We start from the raw sequence: 13,800 nt of genomic DNA, 5'->3' as shown, positions 1-13,800 counted from the left end.
GATTTGTAATGGCTCGAATTACTCAAGTACAGAAACTAGAAAACCAAAAACACTACGATGAAATCGTACTAAACCTTTTTCTGGCTGAAGGACATGAAGCACTAACTTATGCAAGGATTGCTCAAGAGATTGGCATTAGTTTAACGACGCTTCAGGGCTATTATTCATCGACACGCGCTATCCGCTCAGTGCTTCACAAGCACATGTTATCGATTGTTATCCAAAGCTTAGACTTCTCGTCAGAAGCGGCGTTTGTTCAATCTTGGCAAGATGCTTTAGATGATGAACAATTCCGCTACGTTATCAAACTCATGTTTTTCCATGCATCTCAGGTTAAAAGCCCTGAAGAGTTCGACCTCAGCTCAAATGGTGAATTTCGTGAGAAGATGTTTGAGAGCTTTGGAACAGACTCCATTAGGATTATTGAAACCGTGGTAGGACGTTCTATGCTCTACCTTACGAACTTCAAGCAGCACTAAACCAAATGCTCTGAAGTAGAAAAAGGGAACCATAAGGTTCCCTTTTTTGTATTTCGACTACGTGAATTATATTACGAATTCAGCTTATAGAATACCGTCGATAGCGGCGGTAAACGCAACTCAATCGATGTATCCAGACCTTCGCTTTCTACTGATTCGATCTCAGCAGTCTGCTTCACTTCAAAACCACTACCGGCGTAGTCAGTCGAGTCAGTATTCAACAATAGTGAGTACTTACCTTGTACTGGTACACCTAAACGAAAGTGCTCGTTAGGAACTGGCGTAAAGTTAGATACCACCAATATACGCTCACCAGATTCACTGATACGTTCATGCGCTAGAATACTCGCTTCTGCGGAATCTTGAAGACGCCATTCAAATCCTTTCGGATCAAAATCAAGATCGTGCATTGCAGCTTCAGAGCGATACAGGTTATTCAGGTCTTTCGTTAAACGCTGAACACCTTGATGACGTTCGTAATCCAGCAAGAACCATTGCAGTTGGTCATCATGGTTCCATTCGGCCGTCTGACCAAATTCTGCACCCATGAAATTCAGCTTCTTACCCGGCTGCGCATACATGTAACCCATATAAGCACGCAGGTTAGCGGTTTGCTGCCATTCATCACCCGGCATCTTGTTGTGGATAGAGCCCTTACCGTAAACAACCTCATCATGAGACAGAGACAATACATAGTTCTCACTGTGGGCGTAAACCAGTGGGAAAGTAATCGTATCGTGGTGATATTTACGGTTAATTGGGTCTTCTTGAATGTAAGACAAACTATCGTGCATCCACCCCATGTTCCACTTAAAGCCGAAGCCTAAGCCGCCCATATAGGTTGGTGCAGAAACGCCAGGAAAAGCGGTCGATTCTTCCGCAATGGTCATCGCATTCGGGAAGTGTTTGTACACTTCTTCATTCATCCACTTAAGCGTTGCAATAGCGTCATAGTTTTCGTTGCCGCCGTCTGCGTTCGGAATCCATTGATCATGGCTGCGCGAGTAATCGAGGTACAGCATCGAAGCTACTGCATCCACACGGATACCATCAATATGGAATTGCTCGAACCAGTACAGCGCGTTTGCCACCAAGAAACGACGCACATGTTCACGACCTAAGTCATAGATGTACGAGTTCCAGTCTTGGTGCCAACCACGACGTGGGTCTGGATCATGGAATAACGGCGTACCATCAAAATTAGCTAAACCGTGATCGTCACTTGGGAAGTGAGCTGGAACCCAGTCAAGCACAACGCCAAGGCCCGCTTGGTGACATTGGTCTACAAAGTATTTGAAGTCATCCGGTGAACCGAAACGGCTGGTTGGTGCGAAAAGGCCAACAGGTTGGTAGCCCCAAGAGCCGTAGAATGGGTGCTCTGAAACAGGCATCAATTCAACGTGCGTATAGCCAAGATCCGTTAGATATGGAATCAGTTCTGCCGCTAGCTCACGGTAATTTAGGAATTCGCCTTCAGCATTACGCTTCCATGAACCGGCATGCAGCTCATAGAACGAAAGCGCTTCTTTACGCTTTTGCGTCACTGGACGATTCTGCCACTTAGCATCTTGCCACTCGTAACGAGCGTGATCGTAAGTCACAGAAGAAAATGATGGGTATTGCTCAGAGTAGAAACCCCATGGGTCAGCTTTATGCGGTAAGCCTTCGCCATCAGGTCCTTTTAATTCAAACTTGTATTGAGCGCCCTCTTCCAGTTCAGGAATGAATAGGCCCCACATACCATAATCGAGACGCTGCATTGGGTGGCGACGACCATCCCAAGAGTTGAAGTTACCTACCAAGCTTGCCGCTGTTGCGTGCGGAGCATATACCAAGAAACGAGTACCTGAAATCGTCTGTCCATCACGCTCTAACGTAATAAACTGAGCCCCCATGTGATGGTACATATCCTTAGGTGTGTGAAGATCTTCATAGCTCGCGTACAAATCATGATACTGGTATGGATCATCAATGATCTGCTCTACTCCAGCCCAATCAACTGCAAGCTTATAGTGAGTGAAACGTAAGTCTCTCTCTTGCTTAAGAATGAAACCACTTTCACCCTCTCGCGCTAACTCAATACGAGGTTCCTTTCCAACTATCAATTCGACTTTATCTGCCCCAGGAATCCAGACACGTAATGCACCTTGCTCAGAAGGTAAGTATGGCCCTAAAAACGCAAATGGGTCTGTGAAACAAGCCTGTGATAGTTGGGTATATATTTGTTTTTGCTTTGAAATCGAACTTAGTTCCAAAACGTTTCTCCCTAACCAAACATCCAAAAAACATAATACAAAAATGCCCGCTATTAGTGCGGGCAATATAACGACGGTTTATTCTACCAGATGAGCATTCATTATTGAGTGACCGAGGTTGTAGTTTCGTACGGCGTAAGCAAAAAACCACCTAATTTCAAGTCACTCAACGTCATTACTTACCTGCTTTTTCTCGAACGTCAGTCAGCTTAGAAGCGATACGATTAACGCCTTCGTGAGCAAAGATTTCGTCCAAGTTCATTGATAGTTTACGACGCCAGTTAGGGTACTCATCGACCGTGCCAGGAATGTTTACCGGCTTATCCATCTCTAACCAATCTTCCAGCTGAACACTCAGTAGTGTTGAACCACCAGCTGCTACGTGCAGTTGAAGAGCTTCAGCAAGGTAAGAATCCATCGGCACTTGGCTTGCATCGCGGCCAACACCTTCAGGTAGGAAACCGTGCCATGCTACTGAATCTAAGATACCTTGCTTACACTCAAGACGGTCATCGAACAGAGTTTCTAGTTGTGCTGCGTCTGGGTATAAACCAATCTCTTGACCCATCTTCAAGTCATCACAGTGCCAGAAGCCACGTAATGTTGGCATATCGTGCGTACACAGTGCCGCCATTGATTGTGATGCGTAGTGTTTCGGAGATATGAAACCACCATCTTCTTCTGATGTTTCGAAGAAAAACACCTTGTAAGAGTGCACGCCAGCATCTGCTAAGATGTCTACGATCTCATCTGGCACCGTACCTAAATCTTCACCGATAACGCTACATTGGTAACGGTGAGATTCAAGCGCAAGAATCGACAGCATATCTTGCACTGGGTAGTAGATGTAAGCGCCTTTGGTTGCGTTTTCACCCTTTGGAATCCACCACAAACGCAGTAGACCTAAAACGTGGTCAATACGCAGTGCACCACAGTGCTTCATGTTCGCACGAAGTAGCTTGATATAAGCGTCATAGCTTGTTTCTTGAAGCACTTCTGGGTTTAGAGGAGGTAGACCCCAGTTCTGACCCAAAGGACCAAGAATATCAGGTGGAGCACCAATGCTCGCATCCATAACTAAGTTGCCTTCGTCAGCCCAAGTTTCGCTGCCTGAATCTGCAACACCTACCGCTAAGTCACGGTACAGACCAACTGCCATGCCCTTCTCTTCTGCAAGAGACTGTGCATCGTTGATCTGGCAATCTGCTAGCCACTGTAGGTACATGTACAGATGAACGTTTTCTAGGTTCTCTTTGATGTACTTCTGTGTCGCTGGGCTGTCGAATGTACGGTACTTCTCAGGGAATACAGGCCATCCCCACATGCCAGAATCTTCAGCGTGTAGTTCACCATGTAGAGCATCAAACGCGGCTTGATGCATTAGGCTGTCGCCACCCTCTTCTACGAAGGCTAAGAACGCTTGAGCACGGTCGCTGTTCTTGTCTAGATGACGAGTCTTAAATTCTGCGAATAACAGAGGCAAGATACTCATCTTAAGTTCAGACACTTCGGTGTAGTTTACCCAGTGTGCTTCACGCGCTTTTTGTAGACGTTGTTGGAACTCTGCGCTGCCTACCGTTTGTTGTGCTTCTGCACTTAGTGCGAATTCAGGTACTGAACTCACATCAATGTATAGGATGTTCAACCAGCGACGAGAAGACGGGCTGTATGGGCTCGCGCCTTCAGGGTTCGCAGGAAACAATGAGTGGATTGGGTTTAGACCAACGAAATCCCCACCGCGAGAAGCGATATCAGCAACAAGCTGTTTTAGGTCACCGAAATCACCAATACCCCAGTTGTGCTGAGTTCTTAGTGTGTAAAGTTGAACACTTGGTCCCCACAGCTTTTTGCCTTGCTCGATTGGTGACTGCTTGAAACACGCTTTTGGCGTAATAATCAGTGTCATCTCGTAAGGCTTCTTACGGCGCTTACGGCTCACAATTAGCTTGTGATAACCCCATGCCAAATCACTTGGCAATGCAAACACTAAAGGGCCACCCTCGGCACGCTCGTCACGAACGACTTGAGATTGAAGATAGCCTTCAAGTACCTCTCCTTGCTCGGTTTCTAAGCGCCAGCTGAACTCACTTTCACGAGCACTCACACCTAGATTAAGCGCCACTTCTACTGGCTCACCGTCACGCAAGACAAGAACTGGGTCTAGTACATCTTTTTTGTGTTTTCTTTCTGCTGACTTAAGCAGTGCATCATCGCTGCTTGTATCGTAGCCCAACGAAGCCAATAGAGACGTAATCGTCTCGTCTGATACTTGTGCTTCATCGCCCCACGCACTAACGTAACTGTCGGCAATGTTTGCCATTTCTGCGACTTGTTTTAATACGGTCTGTTCTTTCATCGCTCTCTCCGAAAACGTTCTGACGCTTTCTATTTTGTAGGGTTGTTATCTAATTTGTTACTAATCAATTAGCTTGTGACAATCAGTTTGTAAGCATTGCTACCGGATAAGCCATCTGTTTGCTCACAAGCTAATTGAGCCAAGGCAGAAACTGCCTTGGCTACTTTTGGAACTATTAACGGTTAACCGCTTCAAGTTTCCAGATGTTGTTCACGTAGTCGCGGATAGAGCGGTCTGATGTGAACTTACCAACCAATGCTGTGTTAAGAATCGCTTTCTTAGCCCAACCTGCTTGGTCTTTGTATTGCGTGCCCATGTCTTCGTGCGCTTTCACGTAAGATGCGAAGTCAGCAAGACATAGGTATGGGTCACCACCGTCTAGCAGGCTATCAAACGTTGCACGTAGAAGACCTGGTTGACCTGGAGTGAACTCATCGCCAGTCAATAGATCTAGAGATGCTTTCAGTAGTGGATCTGCATTGTAGTAGTCGTATGGGTTGTAGCCCTGAGCTTTCAGTGCTTGAACGCCATCAACGTCTAGGCCGAAGATGTAGATGTTCTCATCGCCAACTTCTTCACGAATCTCAACGTTCGCGCCATCCATCGTACCGATAGTTAGAGCGCCGTTTAGAGCCATCTTCATGTTGCCCGTACCTGATGCTTCTTTACCAGCCAGTGAGATTTGCTGAGAAACGTCTGCTGCAGGGATGATGATTTCAGCCATGCTTACACGGTAGTCAGGGATGAATACCACTTTAAGCTTGTTGCCGATGCGAGGATCGTTGTTGATCTTCTCTGCAATCTTGTTAACTGCGAAGATGATCTCTTTCGCTAGGTGGTAACCCGGTGCTGCTTTCGCTGCGAAGAAACATACGCGAGGCTCACACTCGAAACCAGGTTCGTTAAGAATACGGTGGTACAGAGATAGAATGTGTAGCAAATCTAGGTGCTGACGCTTGTATTCGTGAAGACGCTTGATTTGAACGTCGAAAATAGCGTTAGTATCTAGCTCGATACCCATGTTCTCTTGAACCCAATCAGCAAGACGCTGTTTGTTTTCTTTCTTAACAGCCATGAATTCTTTTTGGAATTTCGCGTCTGTTGCAAACTTAGCGATGCCTTCTAGCTGCTCAAGTTTTGCAGGCCACTCAGTACCGATCTTGCCAGTAATTAGTGTAGATAGACCTGGGTTACAGAACTTCAACCAACGACGTGGCGTGATGCCGTTTGTTACGTTAGTCAGTTTACCTGGGAAGATTTCGTTGAACTCTGGGAACAAGTCTTTCTTAACCAGTTGAGAGTGAAGTGCAGCTACGCCGTTTACTTTGTAAGAACCAATCACACATAGGTTTGCCATGCGAACCATGCGGTGGAAACCCTCTTGGATGATAGAAAGCTTCGCTTGCTTCTCACCGTCACCAGGCCACATCTTGCGAACTTCTTGCATGAAGCGGTGGTTGATTTCAAAGATGATTTCCATGTGACGTGGAAGAAGACGATTGATCAAAGATTCAGACCAAGTTTCTAGCGCTTCTGGAAGTAATGTGTGGTTCGTGTAAGCGAACGTGTGAGCACTGATTTCCCATGCTTGATCCCAAGATAGACCTTTCTCGTCAATCAGGATGCGCATTAGCTCAGGAATCGCAATCGTTGGGTGCGTATCGTTAAGCTGAATCGTTTCTTGCTTAGGCAGATCTTCTAGAGCAAAACCTGCTGCTTCGTGGCGACGTAGAATATCGCGAACCGATGCTGCTGAGTGGAAGTACTGCTGCATTAGACGCAGTGTTTTACCTTTCTCGTGGTTGTCATTCGGGTAAAGAACCTTAGTAATGTTACCTGCATCGATTAGCGAGTGTTGCGCTTCGAAGTAATCACCGTTATTGAAGCTTGCTAGTGAGAATGGTGCGATTGCCTGACATTCCCAAAGACGCAGCGGGTAAACCGTGCTTGACTCGTAACCTACGATTGGTAGATCCCAAGGCATTGCTTTTACTTCCATACCTGGAACCCAAGTACGTACTTCTTTACCGTCGATGAATTCAACTTCTACATGACCGTAAAAACCAATGTGTTGTGCTAGTTCTGGACGAGCGACTTCCCATGGGTAACCTTCAACACCACGCCATGCGTCAGGTGCTTCTTGCTGGCGACCGTCTTGGAAAGACTGTTTGAATAGACCGTATTCGTAGTGAAGACCGTAGCCTACTGTTGGGTATTCTTGAGCGGCACAAGAATCCATGAAACAAGCAGCAAGACGACCAAGACCACCATTACCTAGTGATGGGTCGCGTTCTTCTTCTAGAAGGTCAGTTAGGTTTTGACCTAGCTCTTCCATTGCATGCGTGATCTGTTCGTATAGACCCATGCTGATCAGGTTGTTACCTGTTAGACGGCCAATCAAAAACTCTAATGAAAGGTAGTTAACGCTTTTCGCGTTCTTAATTTTTTCATCGTTTTCAGTTTCTAGCAGGTCGAATGTTGTGAGTTCTGCTAATGCGCGACCCATTGCTAGGTACCATGCGCGGCTATCCGCGTTTTCAATCGTTGTTGCGTAGGTTGCAGATAAATGCTTCTTAACGCTTTCTTGGAACGACACTTTATCGAAAGTTTTTTGCTGAGTTGGTTTCATTTCAGAAATCTCGCTTTAATAGTTCTAATTCATCTGTGACATATCGTGCATGGTCACCATAAACTAAACATCCTCCCGCTAACGCGACTAACTAGGAGTAGATGGGAGGGCGTAGGGGGCGTACCGACTTAGGGTTAGTGATCTGACTCTCATGTTCTGACTTCGAACAAAAACTTGAAGTGACTAAGATCACAAGCTCCCGTTCGATAACTTAACTTCAATTAATGTGACTTTTATTTAACCAGATTAAAGTCATTGTCAAATCTGAGTTTCAGATCACGAAAATAATTTCCAGCTCTCATCTTTTGCATAGATCCCCGTGTAGGGAGGAACGAAGTCACATTCACAAACCAACCCACAACGTGAGCAAAGTCTCAAATAAAGGGCGTAGACACCCAAAAACATGCAGGAGCGCAAGGTTTCTGAGGAGGATCATAGTCGGTAACGTTTTGCTTCACGTAATATGAGTAAAGACTTAAGTAATTAGGCTAATGTCATTGGAATGCACTCAACAATAGATTGGGATATTCCAGAACATAGCCACGGAATAGGTGTAAAACTTCGATATGTGGATCCCTTCGAAACTGACTCGTCCCGGCCGCTTACATAATGCAATCCTACGACCTAGGGTTCTCGATCTGCTTCACAATGCAGATTGCTATAAGCTTGTGTTGTTCCGCTCTCCAGCGGGCTACGGTAAAACCACCATGGCTGCACAATGGCTGGTAGATAAACCCAATGTGGGTTGGTACAGCATTGATGATAGTGACAACGATGCCTTCCGCTTTATCAACTACCTACTTCAATCACTTAATAAAGCGACTCAAAATGCCTGTCCGAATGCCCAAAAACTGGCAGAAAAACGACAGTTTTCATCGCTGCATTCTTTATTGAGTGAAGTGTTCGCCGAGATGTCGGAATTCCATCACGAATGTTTTCTGGTGTTGGATGACTATCACTTGGTCAACAATGACGACATCCACGAAGCCATGCGCTTCTTCCTCAAACACATGCCCGACAACCTAACGTTGGTTGCTACCAGTCGAGGTACCCCACCACTTGGTACAGCAAACCTGCGCGTTCGTGACTTAATGATCGAATTAGGTAATGACTCGTTGGCGTTTGATACCGAAGAAACCACACGCTTTTTCAACCAACGCGTAGCTGACGGCATTGATGACACCACTGCAGACAGTATTTGTAGTTATGTAGAGGGTTGGCCTTCTGCACTGCAACTTATCGCGCTACAGGCACAACACCAAAAACGCACCCTGGCACAGTCCGCAGAGTCTTTCTCTCACTTTAACCACGCCCATCTTTGGGACTATTTGGTTGAAGAAGTATTCGACCTGCTAGACAAAGAAACCCGACAGTTCTTGATGCAATGTTCTGTGCTTGATCACTTCAACGATGAGCTTGTGTGTGCACTTACACAGCGTGAAGATGCGTTAGGTATGATCGAGTCACTCAACCGTTTTGGTTTGTTCATCTACCCGCTTGAAGGTGAAAAGAACTGGTATCGCTTCCATAACTTGTTTGGTGAATTCCTCGCACATGAGCGTCAAGCTCGAATTCCTCAACAGGAAGCTGAACTGCATCGAAGTGCTGCAAAAGCGTGGATCAAGCAAAACACTCCACACCAAGCTCTGCGTCACGCACAGCGCGCTGAAGATCCAGAACTGATCATTCAAATCCTGACTGAGCACGGTTGGCCGATGTTCAACCAAGGTGAGCTTTCATCTTTAGAGATGGCGATCAAGCAACTGACTACTGATCAACTCTACAGCGAGCCAAAGCTTTCAATGCTGCGCGCATGGTTGGCACAAAGTCAGCACCGCTATGACCAAGTGGGTACTTTGTTGGAAGAGGCTGAGACTCAATATCAAGCTCGAAACATTGAACTCGATACTCAACAGCAAGGCCAATACAACGCCTTACGTGCACAAGTTGCCATTAACAGCAATGAGCCTGAAAAAGCATTGGAATTGGCTGAGCTTTCGTTGAGCCAACTGAACACCACCGTTTATCGTAGCCGCATTGTCGCAACCTCAGTTGTGGGCGAAGTGAATCACGTAATGGGTAACCTAAGCCGTGCGCTACCGATGATGCAACAAACCGAAAAACTGGCACGTCAGTATCAGGTTTACCATCAGGCTCTATGGGCGATTCTGCAACAAAGCGAAATCTTGATTGCTCAAGGTTATGTTCAAGCGGCATTTGAACTGCAAGACAGTGCATTCAAATTGATTGAAGAACATCAGCTTCAATACGTACCTCTGCACGAATTCTTATTGCGTGTCCGCGCTCAGATCTTCTGGTGTTGGAACCGATTGGATGAAGCGGAAGAGTGCTGCTACAAAGGCTTAGATATCCTTGGCCACCACTCTCCGAGTAAACATCTGCACAGCTATTCTATGCTGGCTCGTATTTCACTAAGTCGCGGCGAGATTGATAAAGCGTCGAAATTTATTGACCAAATCCAACACCTTCTGCGTCAATCGACTTACCACGTAGATTGGACAGCGAATGCGTCACTTTCTCTGATCTTATTCTGGCAAGTGAAAGGCGATAAAGACGCAATCCGCGACTGGTTGAGCGTTGCTGTTCGACCTGAATCGGCAAGCAACCACTTCTGCCAGCTTCAATGGAGAAACATCGTTCGTGCTCACATCATCCTTGAGCAATACGAAGAGGCCGAAGAAGCGCTGACTTTCCTTAAGAGTGAAGCCCAGCGTTCGCACCTGATTACAGACACCAACCGCAACTTGATCGTTGAAGCCGTGTTACGTACACAAATTAACGATGAAGACAGCGCACGTGTACTGCTTGAGGAAGCGCTTCATATGACTAACCAAACCGGTATGGTCGGTAACTTCTTAGTAGACGGTGGGACTATCGGGCATATCTTGGATAAGTTGAGCAACAAGCCTGGCTTAGGTGACTTAGAACGTCACCGCGCACAACAAATCATGAAGGATATCTCCACCACCCAGCGCAGTCGCTCGGTTCACTTCGATGAAGACTTTGTTGAGAACTTGGTTAATCACCCGAATATTCCTGAGCTTGTGCGCACTAGCCCACTCACCCAGCGTGAATGGCAAGTACTTGGTCTGATCTATTCAGGGTTCAGTAATGAGCAGATCGCTCAAGAACTCGATGTAGCAGGTACCACGATCAAGACTCACATCCGTAACCTTTACCAAAAGCTCAACATTGCTAACCGTAAAGAAGCGATCAGCACAGCGGAGAACTTGCTGCAGTTGATGGGGTACTAAAACAGGTTCACGATTCGAGATTGATTCGAGATTGATTCGAGATTGATTCGAGATTGATTCGAGATTGATTCGAGAAAGCATAAGCTAGTCACCGATGGTGGCTGGCTTTTTTTTCGCTTGGAAAATGAGGGATAACCGATAAAAACTAGAGATAACCAAACGACAGGCAAAAAAATAGCCAACCGCAATAATCGCGATTGGCTCTATATATTTGTGAACAAATCATAAGTTCACTAACAACGTCAGTTGGCTAGGTGACCCTCGGCTTAAGAAGGGTCAATGTACATAATGCAGTTAGCGTGCCAACTTTTATTCGACGTTTTATAAGCCCTGCATCGCATAAAAACCATGAATTTGTCATGCGAATTGCAAAGTGCATTTGCATAATGCAACCAAGATGCAATATCGATAAGAGATCAGTTTCATCTCTACTGTTAATGACAAATTACTAAGTGGTTGTATTTTAAATGTTAGGCAAATGTTCACTTCAACTTATTGCCTTACAGTTAAGAGAGTAATAAAAGCCCTTCCCCAATGGCATATTCATACTTTTTTTACACTAAAGTTTGTATACTGCACAAAATCACCCTCAACTCTATGAAGCAATGAACTACTTAAGTACTTTTTTCAAAGGCATGGCGATGGGCGCAGCAGACGTTGTTCCTGGCGTGTCGGGCGGAACCATCGCATTCATCACTGGTATCTACGATACGCTGCTAGAAAGCATTCGAAGAATTAACCCTAGCGTACTTGGCTTATGGAAACGTGAAGGCTTCAAAGCCGCGTTTAATCACATCAATGGTTTCTTCCTAATTTCACTGTTCGCAGGCGTATTCACGAGCATTGCGACATTTGCAAAACTGATTTCTTGGTTGTTGGTCACCCACCCCGTTCCACTGTGGTCTTTCTTCTTTGGCCTGATATTGGTGTCGGTTTTCCATATTCTTAAGCAAGTAGAAAAGCGCGATATGATTCGATTCGTGTTTTTACTGCTTGGCGTTGCTTTCGCTTACAGCATTACCGTGCTTAAGCCGCTGCAAATGGAACCAACCAGCATCAATGTTCTGATTGCAGGTGCGATTGCGATCTGCGCGATGATTTTACCGGGTATTTCAGGCAGCTTTATCCTGCTTCTAATTGGCATGTATGGCCCAGTACTTGGCGCCGTTAAATCGTTTCAAATCGATGTGCTTGCCCTATTCCTTGGCGGCTGTGTGATTGGTCTACTGACTTTCTCACATGTACTGTCTTGGCTATTGCGTTCATTCCGCGACTTCACGCTTGTGTTCTTAACCGGTTTGATGATCGGTACGCTACCTAAGATTTGGCCGTGGAAAGAGACCATCAGCTGGCGCACAAACTCAAAAGGTGAACAAGTTCCTCTGATTCAAGAAAACCTATCACCGTTTGATTTTGAAGCCGTAACCTCTCAGCCTTCTCAGCTGGTCATGGCGATTGTGATGATGTTTGTTGCGATTGCCTTGGTTCTAGGACTAGAGAAATTTGCAGAGCGCAACGCTGACTAATCATTCAGCCAACTTCTGGAAAGCGTTTAAAACGGATAATGCTTAAAAATACTAAGCTCACCTCTCGATTAAACAAACAAAAGCGAAGCCAATAGCTTCGCTTTTTTAGTTCTACCATACGCACAAAATTGCTTTTTGATACAAGCACGTATTGAGGGGTATGATAACATCGCCGCTCTTATAAAATTAGATGAGAACACGACATGCACTCTGCATTAAAGGTTGCTGCTGTTGGGATCGCTCTCGTGGCAGGCTTTTATGGGCCGCAAGCAATTCAGCAATTTAAATCAGCGATGGAGCAAGCCTCTGCTGACGTTAACTTAGATGATTACTGCATGCTTTCAACCACATCGTGTGAGCAAAATGCGGTTGCGATGACACTCGATAGTGAAACGGCTCAGCCACTCGTTCCAAGCAAAATCAAAGTAGTTTGGGAAGGCGCAGCTTCTGACACATTAATGCTGTCTCTTATTGGCTTAGAAATGGAAATGGGATCTGCTCGTTTTCAATTAAAGAGCATTGGCAATAATACCTATGAAGGTGATGTGATTTTACCTGTATGCACTTTAGATAAGATGACATGGATCGGTGAGCTCACTGATGGTGTCGATACTGTAAACCCTGCAATAAGGATGGCAAGATGAGTAGAAATTGGTCGTTAGCATTGGTTGTTGCTTTTGTACTTGGCTTTGGTATCAAAAGTTATCTTGATGGGCAAAACGAAACTCAAGAAAAACACGCTGCAAAACAAGAGTTCTCCGCAACGACTCTTTTCGGCAAGGACAACCAGCCAACGGAAATCTTTGACCAAACCGATGACAGAATTCGTATCGTTTACTTCGGTTTCACACGTTGCCCAGATGTCTGCCCAACTTCTCTAGCTATGTTAGCCGGTGCACTTAACCAAGTTTCTGATGAAGCAAAAGCCAAGATTCGCCCGATGTTTGTATCTCTTGACCCTGAGCGTGATGCAGCAGAAGCCTCATACGAATACGCACAATACTTCCACCCAATGATGGAAGGGTTAAGTGGCCCGTTAGATGTGACAACAACGCTTGCACATAACTACGGTGTTATTTTCAGAAAGACCAAGCTTGAAGGTTCAGAGTTGGAATATACCCTTGACCACAGCTCATATTTTTATTTTTTAAAGCCCGACGGTACCTTGATTACTAAAGTACCGCACACGTTAACACCTGCACCAATTGTTGAGGCTATCAACAAGCTGACGCAGTAAAACGTAACAACAAAGAACTTAACGAATAAAGTTCAAACCTAAA

The 13,800-nt window shown here is 45.5% G+C and carries 8 protein-coding genes; 5 read left to right on the top strand and 3 right to left on the bottom strand.

Translation table 11 applies throughout. The features are described 5' to 3' along the window. The first annotated feature begins 8 nt into the window (after positions 1-8). Complete coding sequence (locus L4C44_RS11840; RefSeq protein WP_210454463.1) at positions 9-479, top strand: TetR/AcrR family transcriptional regulator; 471 nt, start codon at positions 9-11, stop codon at positions 477-479. Positions 480-550: 71 nt separating this feature from the next. Here the strand turns inward: L4C44_RS11840 and glgB are convergent, their stop codons facing one another. From glgB to L4C44_RS11825, 3 genes are all read right to left on the bottom strand, one after another. Beyond that, a complete protein-coding gene (glgB, locus tag L4C44_RS11835; RefSeq protein ID WP_428805091.1) occupies positions 551-2,734 on the bottom strand; it encodes a 1,4-alpha-glucan branching protein GlgB in 2,184 nt (727 codons plus the stop codon). 175 nt (positions 2,735-2,909) lie between these two features. Then, entirely contained in the window at positions 2,910-5,090 is a 2,181-nt protein-coding gene (malQ, locus tag L4C44_RS11830; RefSeq protein WP_061016348.1) for a 4-alpha-glucanotransferase, read from the bottom strand. Positions 5,091-5,265: 175 nt separating this feature from the next. After that, the gene (locus L4C44_RS11825) at positions 5,266-7,719 is read right to left on the bottom strand and encodes a glycogen/starch/alpha-glucan phosphorylase (protein WP_371714277.1); all 2,454 of its coding nucleotides are present in this window, start codon (positions 7,717-7,719) and stop codon (positions 5,266-5,268) included. A gap of 566 nt (positions 7,720-8,285) precedes the next feature. On the opposite strand from L4C44_RS11825, the gene malT reads away from it, so the two are divergent. From malT to L4C44_RS11805, 4 genes are all read left to right on the top strand, one after another. Then, a complete protein-coding gene (gene malT / locus L4C44_RS11820; RefSeq protein ID WP_285953840.1) occupies positions 8,286-10,994 on the top strand; it encodes an HTH-type transcriptional regulator MalT in 2,709 nt (902 codons plus the stop codon). Positions 10,995-11,599: 605 nt separating this feature from the next. After that, positions 11,600-12,520 carry a polyprenyl-phosphate transporter gene (locus tag L4C44_RS11815; protein WP_146491013.1) on the top strand — a complete coding sequence of 307 codons (921 nt, stop codon included), beginning with the start codon at positions 11,600-11,602 and terminating at the stop codon, positions 12,518-12,520. Positions 12,521-12,723: 203 nt separating this feature from the next. Beyond that, positions 12,724-13,164 (top strand): hypothetical protein, encoded by a 441-nt coding sequence (locus L4C44_RS11810; RefSeq protein WP_285953842.1) that lies wholly within the window; start codon positions 12,724-12,726, stop codon positions 13,162-13,164. Then, positions 13,161-13,757 carry an SCO family protein gene (locus tag L4C44_RS11805; protein ID WP_371714276.1) on the top strand — a complete coding sequence of 199 codons (597 nt, stop codon included), beginning with the start codon at positions 13,161-13,163 and terminating at the stop codon, positions 13,755-13,757. The genes L4C44_RS11810 and L4C44_RS11805 overlap by 4 nt, the downstream gene beginning before the upstream one ends. Positions 13,758-13,800: the final 43 nt, after the last annotated feature.

Origin of the sequence: Vibrio satsumensis, from assembly GCF_050337435.1 — a bacterium.
Lineage (GTDB): Bacteria > Pseudomonadota > Gammaproteobacteria > Enterobacterales > Vibrionaceae > Vibrio > Vibrio satsumensis.
The sequence above is the reverse complement of the archived record's forward strand: the minus strand, read 5'-3'. Positions and strand labels throughout refer to the sequence as shown.

Coding starts and splice junctions, on each gene's coding strand:
- L4C44_RS11810 (WP_285953842.1), top strand. CDS start 12,724: ATGCACTCTGCATTAAAGGTTGCTGCTGTTGGGATCGCTCTCGTGGCA.
- L4C44_RS11815 (WP_146491013.1), top strand. CDS start 11,600: ATGAACTACTTAAGTACTTTTTTCAAAGGCATGGCGATGGGCGCAGCA.
- malT (WP_285953840.1), top strand. CDS start 8,286: ATGTGGATCCCTTCGAAACTGACTCGTCCCGGCCGCTTACATAATGCA.
- L4C44_RS11840 (WP_210454463.1), top strand. CDS start 9: ATGGCTCGAATTACTCAAGTACAGAAACTAGAAAACCAAAAACACTAC.
- malQ (WP_061016348.1), bottom strand. CDS start 5,090: ATGAAAGAACAGACCGTATTAAAACAAGTCGCAGAAATGGCAAACATT.
- L4C44_RS11805 (WP_371714276.1), top strand. CDS start 13,161: ATGAGTAGAAATTGGTCGTTAGCATTGGTTGTTGCTTTTGTACTTGGC.
- L4C44_RS11825 (WP_371714277.1), bottom strand. CDS start 7,719: ATGAAACCAACTCAGCAAAAAACTTTCGATAAAGTGTCGTTCCAAGAA.